The sequence below is a fragment of the Thermomonospora sp. CIF 1 genome (assembly GCF_001896795.1).
GTDB classification, from domain to species: Bacteria; Actinomycetota; Actinomycetes; order Streptosporangiales; family Streptosporangiaceae; genus Thermomonospora; species Thermomonospora curvata.
Genome location: NZ_MOYN02000023.1, coordinates 675,689 through 692,517 on the forward strand (window position 1 = coordinate 675,689; position 16,829 = coordinate 692,517).

The 16,829-nt window shown below is 67.8% G+C and carries 27 protein-coding genes; all 27 read right to left on the reverse strand.

Going from position 1 to position 16,829, the window contains the following annotated elements; genetic code table 11:
• Positions 1-10: 10 nt before the first annotated feature.
• Entirely contained in the window at positions 11-454 is a 444-nt protein-coding gene (locus BUE48_RS21395; RefSeq protein ID WP_286990822.1) for a DUF1707 SHOCT-like domain-containing protein, read from the reverse strand.
• 11 nt (positions 455-465) lie between these two features.
• Complete coding sequence (map, locus tag BUE48_RS21400; protein ID WP_012854609.1) at positions 466-1,287, reverse strand: type I methionyl aminopeptidase; 822 nt, start codon at positions 1,285-1,287, stop codon at positions 466-468.
• Between the two features lie 154 nt (positions 1,288-1,441).
• Positions 1,442-2,095 (reverse strand): adenylate kinase, encoded by a 654-nt coding sequence (locus BUE48_RS21405; protein WP_012854610.1) that lies wholly within the window; start codon positions 2,093-2,095, stop codon positions 1,442-1,444.
• The gene (secY, locus tag BUE48_RS21410; RefSeq protein ID WP_012854611.1) at positions 2,095-3,393 is read right to left on the reverse strand and encodes a preprotein translocase subunit SecY; all 1,299 of its coding nucleotides are present in this window, start codon (positions 3,391-3,393) and stop codon (positions 2,095-2,097) included. The genes BUE48_RS21405 and secY overlap by 1 nt, the downstream gene beginning before the upstream one ends.
• A 297-nt stretch (positions 3,394-3,690) precedes the next feature.
• Positions 3,691-4,152: a 50S ribosomal protein L15 gene (gene rplO, locus BUE48_RS21415; protein WP_012854612.1), complete on the reverse strand. Its 462-nt coding sequence runs from the start codon at positions 4,150-4,152 to the stop codon at positions 3,691-3,693.
• 2 nt (positions 4,153-4,154) lie between these two features.
• Complete coding sequence (rpmD, locus tag BUE48_RS21420) at positions 4,155-4,337, reverse strand: 50S ribosomal protein L30 (protein ID WP_012854613.1); 183 nt, start codon at positions 4,335-4,337, stop codon at positions 4,155-4,157.
• Positions 4,334-4,951 (reverse strand): 30S ribosomal protein S5, encoded by a 618-nt coding sequence (gene rpsE / locus BUE48_RS21425; protein WP_012854614.1) that lies wholly within the window; start codon positions 4,949-4,951, stop codon positions 4,334-4,336. Before rpsE ends, rpmD begins: the two co-directional genes overlap by 4 nt.
• Positions 4,952-5,012: 61 nt before the next feature.
• Positions 5,013-5,396: a 50S ribosomal protein L18 gene (rplR, locus tag BUE48_RS21430; RefSeq protein ID WP_012854615.1), complete on the reverse strand. Its 384-nt coding sequence runs from the start codon at positions 5,394-5,396 to the stop codon at positions 5,013-5,015.
• Positions 5,397-5,398: 2 nt separating this feature from the next.
• The gene (gene rplF / locus BUE48_RS21435) at positions 5,399-5,956 is read right to left on the reverse strand and encodes a 50S ribosomal protein L6 (RefSeq protein ID WP_012854616.1); all 558 of its coding nucleotides are present in this window, start codon (positions 5,954-5,956) and stop codon (positions 5,399-5,401) included.
• Between the two features lie 17 nt (positions 5,957-5,973).
• A complete protein-coding gene (gene rpsH / locus BUE48_RS21440) occupies positions 5,974-6,372 on the reverse strand; it encodes a 30S ribosomal protein S8 (protein ID WP_012854617.1) in 399 nt (132 codons plus the stop codon).
• Between the two features lie 123 nt (positions 6,373-6,495).
• Positions 6,496-6,681, reverse strand: coding sequence for a type Z 30S ribosomal protein S14 (locus BUE48_RS21445; RefSeq protein WP_012854618.1), 186 nt, complete (start codon positions 6,679-6,681; stop codon positions 6,496-6,498).
• A gap of 16 nt (positions 6,682-6,697) precedes the next feature.
• The gene (rplE, locus tag BUE48_RS21450; protein WP_012854619.1) at positions 6,698-7,267 is read right to left on the reverse strand and encodes a 50S ribosomal protein L5; all 570 of its coding nucleotides are present in this window, start codon (positions 7,265-7,267) and stop codon (positions 6,698-6,700) included.
• Between the two features lie 2 nt (positions 7,268-7,269).
• On the reverse strand, positions 7,270-7,572 hold the full coding sequence (gene rplX, locus BUE48_RS21455) for a 50S ribosomal protein L24 (protein WP_012854620.1): 303 nt from the start codon (positions 7,570-7,572) through the stop codon (positions 7,270-7,272).
• Positions 7,573-7,941 carry a 50S ribosomal protein L14 gene (rplN, locus tag BUE48_RS21460; RefSeq protein ID WP_012854621.1) on the reverse strand — a complete coding sequence of 123 codons (369 nt, stop codon included), beginning with the start codon at positions 7,939-7,941 and terminating at the stop codon, positions 7,573-7,575. It abuts the gene before it with no gap.
• 62 nt (positions 7,942-8,003) lie between these two features.
• Complete coding sequence (rpsQ, locus tag BUE48_RS21465; RefSeq protein WP_012854622.1) at positions 8,004-8,288, reverse strand: 30S ribosomal protein S17; 285 nt, start codon at positions 8,286-8,288, stop codon at positions 8,004-8,006.
• The gene (gene rpmC, locus BUE48_RS21470; protein WP_012854623.1) at positions 8,281-8,535 is read right to left on the reverse strand and encodes a 50S ribosomal protein L29; all 255 of its coding nucleotides are present in this window, start codon (positions 8,533-8,535) and stop codon (positions 8,281-8,283) included. The genes rpsQ and rpmC overlap by 8 nt, the downstream gene beginning before the upstream one ends.
• Positions 8,535-8,954 (reverse strand): 50S ribosomal protein L16, encoded by a 420-nt coding sequence (gene rplP / locus BUE48_RS21475; protein ID WP_012854624.1) that lies wholly within the window; start codon positions 8,952-8,954, stop codon positions 8,535-8,537. The genes rpmC and rplP overlap by 1 nt, the downstream gene beginning before the upstream one ends.
• Before the next feature lie 7 nt (positions 8,955-8,961).
• Positions 8,962-9,780, reverse strand: coding sequence for a 30S ribosomal protein S3 (gene rpsC, locus BUE48_RS21480; protein ID WP_012854625.1), 819 nt, complete (start codon positions 9,778-9,780; stop codon positions 8,962-8,964).
• The gene (gene rplV, locus BUE48_RS21485; RefSeq protein WP_286990823.1) at positions 9,780-10,157 is read right to left on the reverse strand and encodes a 50S ribosomal protein L22; all 378 of its coding nucleotides are present in this window, start codon (positions 10,155-10,157) and stop codon (positions 9,780-9,782) included. The genes rpsC and rplV overlap by 1 nt, the downstream gene beginning before the upstream one ends.
• 34 nt (positions 10,158-10,191) lie before the next feature.
• Entirely contained in the window at positions 10,192-10,473 is a 282-nt protein-coding gene (gene rpsS / locus BUE48_RS21490) for a 30S ribosomal protein S19 (RefSeq protein ID WP_140174774.1), read from the reverse strand.
• Between the two features lie 9 nt (positions 10,474-10,482).
• Positions 10,483-11,316 (reverse strand): 50S ribosomal protein L2, encoded by an 834-nt coding sequence (gene rplB / locus BUE48_RS21495; RefSeq protein WP_140174776.1) that lies wholly within the window; start codon positions 11,314-11,316, stop codon positions 10,483-10,485.
• 49 nt (positions 11,317-11,365) lie between these two features.
• The gene (gene rplW, locus BUE48_RS21500; RefSeq protein ID WP_140174778.1) at positions 11,366-11,668 is read right to left on the reverse strand and encodes a 50S ribosomal protein L23; all 303 of its coding nucleotides are present in this window, start codon (positions 11,666-11,668) and stop codon (positions 11,366-11,368) included.
• Positions 11,665-12,282, reverse strand: a complete 618-nt coding sequence (gene rplD, locus BUE48_RS21505) for a 50S ribosomal protein L4 (protein ID WP_140174780.1) — start codon at positions 12,280-12,282, stop codon at positions 11,665-11,667. The genes rplW and rplD overlap by 4 nt, the downstream gene beginning before the upstream one ends.
• Positions 12,279-12,929: a 50S ribosomal protein L3 gene (gene rplC / locus BUE48_RS21510; RefSeq protein ID WP_140174782.1), complete on the reverse strand. Its 651-nt coding sequence runs from the start codon at positions 12,927-12,929 to the stop codon at positions 12,279-12,281. Before rplC ends, rplD begins: the two co-directional genes overlap by 4 nt.
• A 15-nt stretch (positions 12,930-12,944) precedes the next feature.
• Entirely contained in the window at positions 12,945-13,253 is a 309-nt protein-coding gene (gene rpsJ / locus BUE48_RS21515; RefSeq protein ID WP_012854632.1) for a 30S ribosomal protein S10, read from the reverse strand.
• 135 nt (positions 13,254-13,388) lie between these two features.
• Positions 13,389-14,582, reverse strand: a complete 1,194-nt coding sequence (gene tuf, locus BUE48_RS21520) for an elongation factor Tu (protein ID WP_286990824.1) — start codon at positions 14,580-14,582, stop codon at positions 13,389-13,391.
• A 108-nt stretch (positions 14,583-14,690) separates the two neighbouring features.
• Complete coding sequence (gene fusA, locus BUE48_RS21525) at positions 14,691-16,802, reverse strand: elongation factor G (RefSeq protein ID WP_286990825.1); 2,112 nt, start codon at positions 16,800-16,802, stop codon at positions 14,691-14,693.
• Positions 16,803-16,829 lie beyond the last annotated feature (27 nt).

Consider the following 16,829-nt stretch of genomic DNA (forward strand, 5'->3'; position numbering starts at 1 on the left):
CCTGGAACGGTCAAAAACGCCGGCCGCCGAGGAGAGTGCTGATCAGCAGCACCGCGCCCCAGGGCCCGGCCACCCAGATCCACCACGGGTAGACCAGCTCCCCGGTGAGCGCCAGCGCCAGCCAGATGGTGAAGTTGATCCCGCTGGCCATCGCCCAGGCGGCCCACACCGCCGCGATCCCCCGCCGGGAGAGCCCGCCGGCCGGTTCGCGCGGCGATGCCGCGGCGCCGGAGCGATGCGCCGGCGGCGCCGGGCGGGCCTGCAGGTCCTCCTCGGGCAGGTCGGCGGTGATGCCGGCCAGCTCCCCGTAGGTCTTGGCCGCGTAGACGGCCTCCAGCCGCTCCTGCAGTTCCTCCACGGTGATGCGGCCCACCGCGCAGTGCTCGCGCAGCGCCTCGGCGACCCGGTCCCGGTCGGCGTCCGAGGCGCGCATCCGGGGGTCGGGAGTGGTCATCGCGATCGCCCTCAGCCCCGGGCTCCGAGGCGGGCGAACCACTCCCGGCCCTCGTCCAGCGCGGTGAGCACCCGCGGGCCGTCCGGCGTCACCGCGAAGGTGTGCTCAAAGTGCGCCGAGTGCCGGCCGTCGGTGGTGACCACCGTCCAGCCGTCGGCCAGCTCGCGGGTCCGCTTGGTGCCGAGGTTGACCATCGGCTCGACGGCAAAGCACATGCCGGGCCGCAGCACCGGCCCGCGGCCGGGCTCCCCGTGGTTGGGGATCATCGGGTCCATGTGCATCTGGGTGCCGATGCCGTGGCCCCCATAGCCCTCCACGATGCCATAGCGGCCCTGAGAGCGAATGTAGGACTCGATCGCGTGCGAGATGTCGCTCAGGCGCGCCCCGGCCACTCCGGCCGCCAGACCGTGCCACAGCGCCGTCTCGGTGACCTCCAGCAGCCGGCGCCGCTCGGCGTCGATCTCGCCGACCGGGACGGTGATCGCCGCGTCCCCGTGCCAGCCGTCCACGATGGCGCCGCAGTCGATGGAGATGATGTCCCCCTCGGCCAGCACCTTGTCGGGCCTGGGGATGCCGTGCACGACCTCCTCGTTCACCGAGGCGCAGATCGTGGCGGGAAAGCCGTGGTAGCCCTTGAAGGAGGGGATGCCGCCATGCGAGCGGATGTGGTCTTCGGCGATGGCGTCCAGGTCGGCGGTGGTGATGCCGGGCTTGACCGCCTCGCGCAGCACTTCCAGCGTCCGGCCGACCAGCAGCCCGGCGGCCCGCATCGCCTCGATCTGCTCCGGGCTCTTGATCTGGATGACCGGACCGCGCCTGCGCCTACCCCACACGTGACTTCCCCTCCCATCGGTTCCGCGGGCACGCGGTCACCGCACACGCCGCGACGCCCGTCCCCCGCCGCCGGGCACGTGGCATCCAGACCACGGCCGGGCGGCCGGAGGCCGGGCGTCGCGGAACGCCGCTTGCGGAGCCGACGGGCGGTGCTCAGGCGCGGAAGTTGCGGATCGCCTGGAGCGCCCGCTCGGTGACCTCCTCAATCGGCCCGGTCGCGTCGATGCCGACCAAAATGCCCTCATCGGCATAGAACGACACCAGCGGTGCGGTCTGTTCCTGGTAGACCTCCAGGCGGTGCCGGACGACGTCCTCCTTGTCGTCGTCCCGCTGGAACAGCTGACCACCGCAATCGTCGCAGATGTCGTCCTGCTTGTCGTCCCAGTCGACGTGCCAGATCTTGCCGCATTGGCTGCAGGTGCGGCGACCGGACAGCCGGCGCACCACCTCCTCCTCGTCCACCCGCAGCTCCAGCACCACATCTAGCCGGGTGCCCCACTCGGAGTCGAGGATCTTCTTGAGGGTCTGCGCCTGCGGCACGTTGCGCGGGAAACCGTCCAGCAGGAACCCGTCGGCGGCATCCTTTTCGGCCAGGCGGTCACGGACCATGGCGATGGTGATCTCGTCGGGGACCAGATCACCCCGGTCCATGTACTGCTTGGCCTTGCGGCCGAGCTCGGTGCCACTGCTGACGTTGGCACGGAAGATGTCACCTGTCGAGATCTTCGGGACGGACAGGTGAGACGCGATGAACTGGGCCTGAGTCCCCTTGCCCGCACCAGGGGGGCCCACCAGGACGATACGCACTACCGGAGGAAACCCTCGTAGTTACGCTGCTGCAGCTGGCTTTCGATCTGCTTCACGGTATCCAGTCCAACGCCGACGACGATCAGGATGCTCGTCCCGCCGAACGGGAAGTCGTTGGTCGCCTTCAGGAGTGCGAAGGCCACCATCGGGATCAGCGAGACCAGTCCCAGGTACAGTGCGCCGGGTGTGGTGATCCGGGTCAGCACATAGTCCAGGTACTCGGCTGTGGGCCGTCCCGGACGGATGCCTGGGATGAACCCACCATACTTCTTCATGTTGTCGGCCACTTCAGTGGGGTTGAAGGTAATGGCCACGTAGAAGTACGTGAAGAAGATGATGAAGCCGAAGAAGACGGCCATGTGCCAGGGATTGTCCTGCTGCAGATAGGGCTGCAGCTTGATCATCCACTTGTTCTCCGGCCACAGCTGCGTCGCCAGCACCGGCAGGTACAGCAGCGACGAGGCGAAGATCACAGGGATGATGCCCGCCTGGTTGACCTTGAGCGGGATGTAGGTGGAGGTGCCGCCGTACATCCGCCGGCCGACCATCCGCTTGGCGTACTGGACGGGGATGCGGCGCTGGGCCTGCTCCACGAACACCACACCGGCCATGATCGCCAGGCCGACCACCAGCACCAGGGCGAAGGCGAACGCGCCCTTGCTGGTGTAGATCGCCCAGAACTGCGCCGGGAAGACCGCCACCACCTGGGTGAAGATCAGGATCGACATGCCGTTGCCGATGCCCCGGTCGGTGATCAGCTCGCCCAGCCACATGATCACCGAGGTGCCCGCGGTCATCACCACGACCATGGTGATGATGCTGAACAGGTCGGTCTTGTAGAGCACGTCCCCGACGGCGGCGCCCTGGAAGAGGTTGCCGGTCGCGGCCATCGCCACGATCCCGGTGGCCTGCAAGATGGCCAGCCCGATGGTCAGGTAACGGGTGTACTGTGTGATCTTGTTGGTGCCGGCCTGGCCCTCCTTCTTGAGGGCCTCCAGCCGCGGGATCACCACCGTCAGCAGCTGCAGGATGATGCTGGCGGTGATGTAGGGCATGATCCCCAGCGCGAACACCGACAGCTGCAACAGCGCCCCGCCGCTGAACAGGTCGACCAGGCCGTAGATCTGGCTCTGGTCGCCCTCGCGGGCGCTCTCCACCGCCTCCCGGATCGCCTCGGTGTTGACGTTGGGCGTCGGCAGCTGCGAGCCGATCCGGAAGATGACGATGATGAACAGCGTGAACAGGAGTTTCTTGCGCAGGTCAGGGGTACGGAACGCCCGCACGATCGCCGTTAGCACCAGTCCTCCTGCGCGAATCGATGTCTGCGGCCGCCAACGGGGCCGGGTCCTGCATGGGCCGCGCCGCGCCATGCGCTCACCGCATGGCGACGCGCCGCTCGAACTTGTCGCACTCTAACAGCAGACGCAACCGGGGCTCGCCCCCCGAACGCCACGGACCTTACGGCCCTCAGCGAACGGGCGCCCCGCATGTGAGCCCGCACAACCGGGCGCATGCGGGGCGTTTTCCGCGGCTCGGGAGGCACCTCCCGGGCCGCTGCGAGCCCCGGTCGCGTCATCGCTTTCGTCCCGTGCCTGTCACAGCACGTCGACGGTTCCGCCGGCGGCGGTGATCTTCTCCTTGGCGGAGGCGGAGAAGGCGTGCGCCTTCACCTGCAGCGCCACGGAGATCTCGCCGTCGCCGAGCACCTTGACCGGCTTGTTCTTGCGAACCGCGCCCTTGGCCACCAGGTCCTCGACGGTGACCTCACCGCCCTGGGGGTACAGCTCGGCCAGCTTCTCCAGGTTCACCACCTGGTACTCGACCCGGAAGCGGTTCTTGAAGCCCTTGAGCTTGGGAACCCGCCGGATCAGCGGCATCTGGCCGCCCTCGAAGCCGAGCGGCACGGTGTCGCGGGCCTTGGTGCCCTTGGTGCCGCGGCCGGCGGTCTTGCCCTTGGACGCCTCACCCCGGCCCTTGCGGATCTTCCGCTTGTTGGCGCCGGGGGCGGGGCGCAGGTCGTGCACCTTGAGGGGGCCGCCCTCGGTGACGTCCGCCATGATCAGTCGACCTCCTCGACGGTGACCAGGTGCGCCACCGTCCGGATCATGCCGCGCACCTGCTGGGTGTCCTCGCGGATCACGCTGTCGCCGATCCGCTTCAACCCCAGGGTGCGCAGCGTGTCACGCTGGTTCTGCTTCTCGCTGATCCGCGACTTGACCTGGGTGATCTTCAGCCGGCTCATGAGGCGACCTCCACCCGCGGCTCGGTGCCGGCGGCCCAGGCCCGCAGCATCGGGGCCGGGACCACGTCCTCCAGCGGCAGACCGCGCTTGGCGGCGATCTCCTCCGGCCGGCTGAGCTGCTTGAGCGCCGCCACCGTGGCGTGCACGATGTTGATCGCGTTCGCGCTGCCCAGCGACTTGCTCAGCACGTCCTGGATGCCGGCGGCCTCCAGGACCGCGCGCACCGGGCCACCGGCGATCACACCGGTACCGGGGCTGGCCGGGCGCAGCAGCACCACGCCGGCCGCCTTCTCGCCCTGCACGGCGTGCGGGATCGTGCCCTGGATCCGCGGCACCTTGAAGAAGTGCTTCTTGGCCTCCTCGACGCCCTTGGCGATCGCCGCGGGCACCTCCTTGGCCTTGCCGTATCCGACGCCGACCGTGCCGTTGCCGTCACCGACGACCACCAGGGCGGTGAAGCTGAAGCGCCGACCACCCTTGACGACCTTCGCGACGCGGTTGATCGCTACGACGCGCTCGATGTACGACTGTCCCTTGTCGGCGCCACCGCGGCGGTCGTCGCGGCGATCGCGACGGTCGCCACCCTGACCGCCACCGCGCCTTTGCGCTGCCATCAGTGGTTCCTTCCGTTGTCAGGGTTCGTGAGGGCCATCGTGTGCGATGCGTGGGCCTTCATCAGAACTCCAGCCCGCCCTCGCGGGCGCCGTCCGCCAGTGCGGCGACCCGCCCGTGGTACTTGTTGCCGCCCCGGTCGAAGACCACCTTGACGATGCCGGCCTCGCGGGCCCGCGCCGCCAGCAGCTCGCCGACCTTGCGGGACTTGGCGGTCTTGTCGCCATCGGCGGCGCGCAGCTCGGCCTCCATGGTGGAGGCGCTGACCAGCGTGTGGCCGATGGTGTCGTCGATCACCTGGGCGTACATGTGCCTGGTGGAACGGGTCACCACCAGGCGCGGCCGTTCGGGGGTCCCGATGACCTTCTTGCGGACCCGCAGATGCCGCCGGGCACGCGCCTTGGCCCGCGGCGAGTTCTTCCTGCGAGCTAGGGTCTTGGCCGCCATGACTACTTACCAGCCTTTCCGACCTTCTTGCGGACCTGCTCGCCCTCGTAGCGCACGCCCTTGCCCTTGTAGACGTCGGGCTTGCGGAACTTGCGGATCTTGGCGGCGGTCTCGCCGACCTTCTGCTTGTCGATGCCGTCCACGTGGATCAGCGCGTTGATCTGGTCACGACGCACGGTCTCGACGCGCAGGGTGATCCCCTCAGGCGCCGTGTACTCGATCGGATGGCTGTAGCCGAGCTTGAGCTCCACCTTGTTGGGGCCCTTGGAGGTGGCGGTGTAACCGACGCCGCGGACCTCCAGGGTCTTGGTGTAGCCCTTGGTGACGCCCTCGACCATGTTGGCGATGAGCGTGCGGGTCAGCCCGTGCAGCGCGCGGACGGTGTTGATGTCGTTGGGCCGGGTGACCTTGACCACGCCGTCGTCGAGCGTGACCTCGATCGGCTCGGCGACGGTGTGCTTCAGCTCTCCCTTGGGCCCCTTGACGGTGACCTCACGGCCGTCGATCTTGATGTCGACGCCGCTGGGGACGGGGATGGGAAGACGTCCGATGCGAGACATGTGCTACTTCCCTCCCCTCACCACACGTAGGCGAGGACTTCGCCGCCCACGCCGCGCTTCTTGGCCTGCTTGTCGGTCATCAGGCCGGAGGACGTGGAGATGATCGCCACGCCCAGCCCGCCCAGCACCTTCGGCAGGTTGTCCTTCTTGGCGTACACCCGCAGACCCGGCTTGGAGACGCGCTTGATACCGGCGATCGCGCGCTCCCGGGTCGGGCCGAACTTCAGGTCGATCACGAGGGTCTTGCCGACCTTGGCGTCCTCCACGTGCCAGCCGGCGATGTAACCCTCCTGCTGGAGGATCTCGGCGATGTGCGCCTTGATCTTCGAGTACGGCATGCTCACACTGTCGTGGTATGCCGCGTTGGCGTTCCGCAGACGCGTCAGCATGTCTGCGATCGGGTCGGTCATCGTCATGGCCTACAGGCCCCTCCCCACCGCGGTTTCCGCCCGCAGGCGGACCTTCGGCGTGGTCGTGGGCGCCGGCTCCTTTCCGGATGGGGAAAGTCCGCCGGGCGCCCGGTTGCTAATTCCTCAGGGTTACCAGCTCGACTTGGTGATGCCGGGCAGCTCGCCGCGGTGCGCCATCTCCCGGAAGCAGATCCGGCACAGGCCGAACTTGCGGTAGACCGAGCGCGGGCGCCCGCAGCGCGAGCACCTGGTGTAGGCGCGCACCTTGAACTTGGGCTTGCGGGCCGCCTTGGCGATCAGCGCCTTCTTCGCCATTCCTGGTTCTCCTCGCTCAGCTTTCCTTGAAGGGGAAGCCCAGGGCACGAAGGAGCGCCCGGCCCTCGTCGTCGGTCTTGGCGGACGTCACGATGGTGATGTCCATGCCGCGCTGGCGGTCCACGGTGTCCGGGTCGACCTCGTGGAACATCACCTGCTCGGTCAGCCCGAAGGTGTAGTTGCCATGGCCGTCGAACTGCTTGGGCGACAGGCCGCGGAAGTCGCGGATGCGCGGCAGCGCCAGCGTCAGCAGCCGGTCCAAGAACTCCCACATCCGGTCGCCGCGCAGCGTCACGTGCGCCCCGATCGGCATGCCCGCCCGCAGCTTGAACTGGGCGATGGACTTCTTGGCCCGGTTCACGCTGGGCTTCTGCCCGGTGATCATGGACAGGTCGCGGATGGCGCCCTCGATCAGCTTGGCGTCGCGGGCCGCCTCACCGACGCCCATGTTCACCACGATCTTCACCAGACCGGGGATCTGCATGACGTTGCGGTAGCCGAACTGCTCCTGGAGGGTCTTGGTGATCTCCTCCCGGTAGCGGATCTTCAGCCGCGGCACCGGCCGCTCGGTGATGGTCTCGGTCATCGTCAGATCTCCTTGCCGGTACGGCGCGAGATCCGGACCTTCGTGCCGTCCTCTTTGAACTTGTATCCGACCCGGACCGGCTTGCCGTCCTCGACCAACGCCACATTGCTGACGTGCAGCGGGGCCTCACGGGTGATGACCCCGCCGCCCTTGCCCTGCGGGTCGGCCTTGGTGTGCTTCTTGATGAGGTTGACGCCCTCGACGGTCACCCGCTGACGACGCGGGTCGGCGTGGATCACCTTGCCGATCGCGCCCTTGTCCTTGCCGGCGATGACGATGACCTCATCGCCCTTCTTGATCTTCATCTACAGCACCTCCGGGGCGAGCGAGATGATTCGCATGAACTTCTTCTCGCGCAGCTCCCGACCGACCGGGCCGAAGATGCGGGTGCCCCGCGGGTCGCCACCGTCCTTGATCAGGACGGCGGCGTTCTCGTCGAAGCGGATGTAGGAGCCGTCGGGGCGCCGGCGCTCCTTGCGGGTGCGCACGACGACGGCCTTGACGACGTCCCCCTTCTTCACGCTCGCGCCGGGAAGGGCGTCCTTCACCGTCGCGACGATGATGTCGCCGACTCCCGCGTAGCGCCGACCCGAGCCGCCGAGCACCCGGATGCACAAGATCTCCTTGGCACCCGTGTTGTCGGCGACCTTGAGTCGCGACTCCTGCTGGATCACGTCAACTCCTGTTCGTCACACCGGTTCTCCGCCGCGCGGGCGGAGCCTGGTGGAACCGGTAATTACTTGGCCTTCTCGAGGATCTCGACCACTCGCCACCGCTTGGTGGCCGACAGCGGCCGGGTCTCCATGAGACGGACGCGGTCGCCGATGCCGCACTCGTTCTTCTCGTCGTGCGCCTTGTACTTGCTCGTCCGCCGAATGATCTTGTGGTACTTGCGGTGCTTGACGCGGTCCTCGACCGCCACCACGACGGTCTTGTCCATCTTGTCGCTGACCACAATGCCTTCGGCGACCTTGCGGCTCGGACGCCGCTTGGCGCCCGCAGCGGGGGCCTGCTCACTCATCGCTCTTGTCCTCCTGCGCCGCCGGCTCCTCGGCGATCGTCACGATGCCCAGCTCCCGCTCGCGCATCACCGTGTAGATGCGCGCGATCTCGCGCCTGACCTGGCGCAACCGAGCGTAGTTGTCGAGCTGCCCGGTGGCCGCCTGAAAGCGGAGGTTGAAGAGCTCCTCCTTGGCCTCCTTGAGCTTGGCCACCAGCTGCTCTTCGGGCTCGGTCCGCAGCTCCTGGGCGGTAAGGCCCTTGGCCATCAGGACTCAACCACCTCTCGCTTGACGATCTTGCACTTCATCGGAAGCTTGTGGATCGCACGGGTCAGCGCCTCGCGAGCGACCTCCTCGTTGGGGTAGGAGATCTCGAACATCACGCGGCCGGGCTTGATGTTGGCCACCCACCACTCCGGCGAGCCCTTACCGGAGCCCATGCGGGTCTCGGCCGGCTTCTTGGTCAGCGGACGGTCCGGGAAGATGTTGATCCACACCTTGCCGCCACGCCGGATGTGCCGGGTCATGGCGATACGTGCGGCCTCGATCTGCCGGTTGGTCACGTAGGCGCCCTCAAGGGCCTGGATGCCGAAGTCGCCGAAGACGACCTTGGTCCCGCCCTTGGCCATCCCCTTGCGCTTGGGGTGGTGCTGCTTACGGTACTTGACCTTGCGAGGGATCAGCATGGATCACTCAGCTCCCCTCACCACTGGGAGCGGGCGCCGCCGACTCGGAAGCCGACTGTGCCTGCTGCTCGGAACTCTGCTGCTGGCGCTCGCCGCCGCGGCCCCGGCCACGGCGCTGGCTGCGGCGCTCACCGCGACCGCGGCGCTCACCGCCGGCACCGGCGCGCTGCTGGGCCGCGCGGGCCTCGCGCTCGGCGCGGGTGGTGGGGGCGTCGCCCTTGTAGATCCACACCTTGACGCCGATCCGGCCGAAGGTCGTCCGGGCCTCGTAGAAGCCGTAGTCGATGTCGGCGCGCAGCGTGTGCAGCGGGACCTGACCCTCGCGGTAGAACTCCGAACGGGACATCTCCGCCCCGCCGAGCCGGCCGCTGCACTGCACCTTGATGCCCTTGGCGCCGCTCTTCATCGCCGACTGGATGGCCTTGCGCATCGCGCGGCGGAAGGCCACCCGGCTGGACAGCTGCTCGGCCACGCCCTGGGCCACCAGCTGCGCGTCGATCTCGGGGTTCTTGACCTCGAGGATGTTCAGCTGGACCTGCTTGCCGGTCAGCTTCTCCAGGTCGCCCCGGATCCGGTCGGCCTCGGCGCCGCGCCGGCCGATGACGATGCCCGGCCGGGCGGTGTGGATGTCCACCCGGACGCGGTCGCGGGTGCGCTCGATCTCGACCTTGGAGATGCCGGCCCGCTCCATGCCCTTCTGGAGCATGCGGCGGATGGCGACATCTTCCTTGACGTAGTCCTTGTACAGCTTGTCGGCGTACCACCGGGACTTGAAGTCGGTGGTGATGCCGAGTCGGAACCCGTGCGGGTTGATCTTCTGACCCACTAGCGGGCCCTCCTCTTCCTGCCGCCGTTACCAGACGCCGCGTCCTCGCGGGACTCGACGACCACGGTGATGTGGCTGGTGCGCTTGTTGATCCGGTAGGCCCGGCCCTGAGCGCGCGGCCGGAACCGCTTGAGCGTGGGCCCCTCGTCGACCCACGCCCGGCTCACCACGAGCGTGTCACGGTTGAGCTTGAAGTTGTGCTCGGCGTTGGCGATGGCGCTCGCCAGCACCTTGCCCACCGGCTCGCTCGCAGCCTGGGGGGCGAACCGCAGCACCGTCTGGGCCTCCGCGGCGGGCAGGCCGCGGATGAGGTCCACCACGCGGCGGGCCTTTCTGGGCGTGACACGGACGTACCGCGCCTGGGCCCTGGCTTCCATCGCTGTTCCCTCTCTCCTACGATCCTGCTGCCGGTCAGCCACGGCGGCTGCGACGGTCTTCCTTGACGTGGCTGCGGAACGTCCGCGTGGGCGCGAACTCACCCAGCTTGTGACCCACCATGGCCTCGGTGATGAACACCGGCACGTGCTTGCGGCCGTCGTGGACGGCGATGGTGTGGCCGATCATCTCCGGGACGATCATGGACCGGCGCGACCACGTCTTGATGACGTTCTTGGTGCCCTTCTCGTTCTGGGCTTCCACCTTCTTCATGAGGTGGTCGTCCACGAACGGGCCCTTCTTCAGGCTACGTGGCATGGCCTACTCCTACCGCTTCTTCTTGGTGCGCCGACGGACGATCAGCCGGTCGCTGGCCTTGTTGGCCCGGCGGGTACGGCCTTCCTTCTTGCCCTTGGGGTTGACCGGGTGACGGCCACCGGAGGTCTTGCCCTCACCACCACCGTGCGGGTGGTCGATGGGGTTCATCGCCACGCCACGGACGCTCGGGCGCTTGCCCTTCCACCGCATGCGGCCGGCCTTGCCCCAGTTGATGTTGGACTGCTCGGCGTTGCCGACCTCGCCGACCGTGGCCCGGCAGCGCACGTCCACCATCCGCATCTCGCCGGAGGGCATGCGCAGCGTGGCGTACTTGCCCTCCTTGGCCAGCAGCTGGCAGCCGGTGCCGGCGGAGCGGGCCAGCTTGGCGCCGCCGCCGGGGCGCAGCTCGATGGCATGCACGATGGTGCCGGTCGGGATGTTGCGCAGCGGCAGGCAGTTGCCCGGCTTGATGTCCGAGCCCGGCCCGTTCTCGACGCGGTCGCCCTGCTTGAGCCCCTGCGGCGCGAGGATGTAGCGCTTCTCCCCGTCGGCGTAGTGCAGCAGCGCGATCCGCGCGGTGCGGTTGGGGTCGTACTCGATGTGCGCGACCTTCGCCGGGATGCCGTCCTTGTCGGCGCGGCGGAAGTCGATCACCCGGTACGCCCGCTTGTGGCCACCGCCCTGGTGCCGGGTGGTGATGCGACCGCGGTTGTTGCGCCCGCCCTTCTTCGGAAGGGGGCGGAGCAGCGACTTCTCCGGCTCGCGGCGCGTCAGCTCGACGAAGTCGGCGACGCTGGCGCCGCGACGACCCGGGGTCGTCGGCTTGTACTTACGGATGCCCATCTCTTTCGTTCATCCTGTCTTTGCGTGTTCTCCGGTGGCCGTCCGCCGCTCAGGCGGTGGGACCGCCGAAGATGTCGATCCGGTCGCCTTCAGCCAGTGCGACGATGGCGCGCTTGGTGTCCTTGCGCTTGCCGTAGCCGAACCGGGTCCGCTTGCGCTTGCCCTTGCGGTTGATGGTGTTGACGGAGGTCACCTTGACCCCGAACACCTCCTCCACCGCCTGGCGGATCTGGACCTTGTTGGCGTCCGGCCGGACGAGGAAGGTGTACTTGTTCTCGTCCAGCAGGCCGTAGCTCTTCTCCGAGACGACCGGCGCGATGATGATGTCCCGGGGATCGGCGATCTTGCTCATTCCTCGCCTCCTCCCTTCTTGGTCGCGCGTGCGATGAACGCGTCGTAAGCGGCCTTGGTGAAGACCACGTCGTCGCTCACCATCACGTCGTAGGTGTTGAGCTGGTCCTCCACCAGCAGATGCACGCTGGGCTCGTTGCGCAGGCTCTTCCAGGTCAGCTCATCGCCCCGGGCGGTGACCACGAGGACCCGCTTGGCCTGGGTGATCTCGCGCAGCGCCGCCAGCGCCACCTTGGTCTTGGGCACGTCGCCCTCGATCAGGTGGTCGACCACGTGCACCCGGCCGTGCCGGGCGCGGTCGGTCAGGGCGCCGCGCAGCGCAGCGGCCTTCATCTTCTTGGGCGTGCGCTGCCGGTAGTCGCGCGGCTGGGGACCGTGCACGGTGCCGCCGCCGACGAACTGCGGCGCGCGGATCGAACCCTGCCGGGCCCGACCGGTGCCCTTCTGCCGGTAGGGCTTCTTGCCGCCGCCGCGGACGTCGCCGCGGGTCTTGGTGGCGTGCGTGCCCTGCCGAGCGGCGGCCTGCTGGGCCACCACGACCTGGTGGATCAGCGGCACGTTGACCTTCGCGTCGAAGATCTCGGCGGGCAGTTCGACGTCGAGCTTGGCGGTCACTTGCCCGTTCCCTTCACTGCGTCGCGAACCAAGACGAGACCGCCGTTGGGACCGGGGACGGCGCCCTTGATGAGCAGCAGCCCCTTGTCCGCGTCGATGGCGTGGATGGTCAGGTTCTGCACGGTCTTGCGGACGTTGCCCATCCGCCCGGCCATGCGCAGACCCTTGAACACTCGTCCGGGGGTCGCGCAACCGCCGATCGATCCCGGCGAGCGATGCTTGCGCTGGGTGCCGTGCGAGGCGCCAAGGCCGCGGAAGCCGTGGCGCTTCATCACACCCGCGGTGCCCTTGCCCTTGGTGGTGCCGGTCACGTCGACCTTCTGGCCGGCCTCGAAGACCTCAACGGTGATCTCCTGGCCGAGGGTGTACTCGGCGGCGTCGTCGGTCCGCACTTCGACCAGGTACCGGCGCGGCGTGACCCCGGCCTTGGCGAAGTGGCCCGAGCGCGGCTTGTTCACCTTGCGCGGGTCCACCTGCCCATAGCCGAGCTGCACGGCGCTGTAGCCGTCCTTGTCGGGCGTACGGATCTGGGTAACGACGCACGGCCCGGCCTTGACGACGGTCACCGGGACGACCCGGCCCTCATCGTCGAACACCTGGGTCATGCCGAGCTTCTCGCCCAGGACGCCCTTCCTGTTCCTACTCATCGTGGGTGCGTCCTTTTAGAGCTTGATCTCGATGTCAACGCCTGCCGGCAGGTCGAGCCGCATCAGCGAGTCGACCGTCTTGGGCGTCGGATCGATGATGTCGATCAACCGCTTGTGCGTGCGCATCTCGAAGTGCTCGCGCGAGTCCTTGTACTTGTGCGGCGAGCGGATGACGCAGTACACGTTCTTCTCGGTCGGCAGCGGCACCGGGCCTGCGACCTTGGCGCCCGTCCGTGTCACCGTCTCGACGATCTTCTTCGCCGAGGAGTCGATGACCTCATGGTCGTAGGCCTTGAGCCGGATGCGGATCTTCTGTCCCGCCATGGTGGCCTCGGTGTCCTTTGCTGATAGTGCCGCTGGGTTTCTGCTCTCGTGGTGCGGCGGCCCGGCCGTGCTCCCGTGGCGGGAACGATTCCCCCGGTGAGGGGGAGGCGGCCGGGCCGCCGCTCCGACGGTGACTTACTTGATGATCTTGGTGACGCGACCGGCGCCGACAGTCCGGCCACCCTCGCGGATGGCGAACTTCAGGCCCTCCTCCATGGCGACCGGCTGGATCAGCTGGACGCGCATCTCGGTGTTGTCGCCCGGCATGACCATCTCGGTGCCCTCAGGCAGGTTGACCACACCGGTGACGTCCGTGGTCCGGAAGTAGAACTGCGGACGGTAGTTGTTGAAGAAGGGGGTGTGCCGACCGCCCTCGTCCTTGGACAGGACGTAGACCTGCGCCTCGAACTCGGTGTGCGGGGTGTTGGTGCCCGGCTTGATGACACACATCCCGCGCTCGACTTCCTCGCGCTTGGTGCCCCGCAGCAGCAGACCGACGTTGTCGCCCGCCTGGCCCTGGTCGAGGAGCTTGCGGAACATCTCCACGCCGGTGACGGTGGTCTTCAGCGACTCTTCCTTGATGCCGATGATCTCGACCTCGTCGTTGACGTTGATGACGCCGCGCTCGATCCGGCCGGTGACCACGGTGCCGCGACCGGTGATCGAGAACACGTCCTCGATCGGCATCAGGAACGGCTTGTCGGTGTCACGCTGCGGCTCGGGGACGTTCTCGTCCACGGCCTTCATCAGCTCGAGGATGGACTCGGCCCACTTCTGGTCGCCCTGCAGCGCCTGGAAGGCCGACACCCGCACGACCGGGACCTCGTCGCCCGGGAACTCGTACTCGTTGAGCAGCTCCCGGACCTCGAGCTCGACCAGCTCGAGGATCTCCTCGTCGTCGACCATGTCGCACTTGTTCAGGGCGACGACGATGTAGGGCACGCCCACCTGACGGGCCAGCAGCACGTGCTCCTTGGTCTGCGGCATCGGGCCGTCGGTGGCGGCCACGACCAGGATCGCGCCGTCCATCTGGGCGGCGCCGGTGATCATGTTCTTGATGTAGTCGGCGTGACCGGGGCAGTCCACGTGAGCGTAGTGGCGCGTCTCGGTCTGGTACTCCACGTGCGCGATGGAGATGGTGATACCGCGCTCACGCTCCTCGGGAGCCTTGTCGATCTCCTCGAACGGGGTGAACGGGTTGATGTCCGGGTACTTGTCGTGGAGCACCTTGGTGATCGCCGCGGTAAGCGTGGTCTTACCGTGGTCGATGTGCCCGATGGTGCCGATGTTCACGTGCGGCTTGGTCCGCTCGAACTTGGCCTTCGCCACTGGTGTCTCCTTGTTGCGTCTCGGCCGCAGACGCGACCGGTTGGTTCCGGGTGCACCGGGCGGCGACTGGGTCGCCGCCCGGCCGGTGATCTGGGCTGGGCCCGGGTGCTACTCGCCCCGCGCCTTGGCGATGATCTCCTGCGCGATGTTGCTCGGCACCTCCGCGTAGGAGTCGAACTGCATGGTGAAGACCGCCCGGCCCTGGGTCTTGCTGCGCAGATCACCCACGTAGCCGAACATCTCCGACAGCGGCACGATGGCCTTGACGACCCGCATGCCGGCGCGCTCGTCCATGGACTGGATGTGACCGCGGCGGCTGTTCAGGTCGCCGATCACGTCGCCCATGTTCTCCTCGGGCGTGGTGACCTCGACCGCCATCATCGGCTCCAGCAGCGTCGGTTCCGCCTTGCGGGCGGCTTCCTTGAACGCCATGGAACCGGCGACCTTGAAGGCCATTTCCGAGGAGTCCACCTCGTGGTAGGCACCGTCCTGCAGGGTGACCTTGACCCCCACCATCGGGTACCCGGCGAGCACGCCGAACTCGGCGGCCTCCTGGCAGCCGGCGTCCACCGAGGGGATGAACTCCCGGGGGATGCGGCCGCCGGTGATGTTGTTTTCGAACTCGTAGCCGTCGTTGCCGTCGCCCAGCGGCTCCAGGTCGATGACCACCCGGCCGTACTGGCCCGAGCCACCGGTCTGCTTCTTGTGGGTGTACTCCACGCCGGTGACCTTCTTGGTGATGGTCTCGCGGTAGGCCACCTGCGGGCGGCCCACGTTCGCCTCGACCTTGAACTCGCGCTTCATCCGGTCGACGAGGATCTCCAGGTGGAGCTCGCCCATCCCCCAGATGATGGTCTGGCCGGTGTCGGGGTCGGTGCGGACCTGGAAGGAGGGGTCCTCCTCGGCCAGCCGCTGGATGGCGGCGCCCAGCTTCTGCTGGTCGGCCTTGGACTTCGGCTCGATCGCGACGTTGATCACCGGGGCCGGGAAGGTCATCGACTCCAGGACCACCGGGTTCTTCTCGTCGCACAGCGTCTCGCCGGTGGTGGTCTGCTTCAGGCCCATCACCGCGACGATGTCGCCGGCGCCGACCCGCTCGATCTCCTCCCGCTTGTTGGCGTGCATCCGGTAGATCTTGCCGATGCGCTCCTTGCGGTTCTTGACCGAGTTGAGCACCGTGCTGCCGGACTCCAGCACGCCCGAGTAGACGCGCACGAAGGTCAGCTTGCCCAGGTGCGGGTCGCTCATGATCTTGAACGCCAGGGCGGCGAAGGGCTCGTCCTCGCTGGGCTTGCGGGCGATGACCTTCTCCTCATCGTCCATGGCGCTGCCCTCGATGGCCTCGATGTCCAGCGGCGAGGGCAGGTAACGGACGATGGCGTCCAGCAGCGGCTGCACGCCCTTGTTCTTGAAGGCGCTGCCGCACAGCACCGGGGTGACCTTGCCGGCGATGGTCGCCCGCCGGATGGCCGGGTAGAGCTGCTCGACGGTGGGCTCCACGCCCTCCAGGTACAGCTCCATGATCTCGTCGTCGGCCTCGGCGAGCACCTCGACCAGCTTGTCGTGCCACTCGGTGGCGGCGTCGACGTGGCTGTCGGGGATGTCGACCTCGTCGTACATCTCGCCGAGCTTGGCCTCGGGCTTCCAGATCAGGGCCTTCATCTTCACCAGGTCGATGACGCCCTTGAAGTCGGCCTCGGCGCCGACCGGAAGCTGCACCACCAGCGGGGTGGCGTTCAGCCGGTTGGCGATCATGTCGACGCAGCGGTGGAACTCCGCGCCGACCCGGTCCATCTTGTTGACGAAGCAGATCCGCGGCACGTTGTACCGGTCGGCCTGACGCCACACGGTCTCCGACTGCGGCTCCACACCCGCGACACCGTCGAACACCGCGACCGCGCCGTCGAGCACCCGCAGCGACCGCTCCACCTCGACGGTGAAGTCGACGTGGCCGGGGGTGTCGATGATGTTGATGGTGTGCTCGACCTGATCGACCGGCCACCGGCAGGTGACGGCGGCGGAAGTGATGGTGATCCCCCGCTCCTGCTCCTGCTCCATGAAGTCGGTGGTGGCGGAGCCTTCGTGGGTCTCACCGATCTTGTGGCTCATCCCGGTGTAGTACAGGATGCGCTCGGTCGTGGTGGTCTTGCCCGCGTCGATATGGGCCATGATCCCGATGTTGCGGACCTTGGCCAGGTCTACGCCGGTCTTGGTAGCCACTGTGCTCGCGTCCTCGCGTCGTTACTT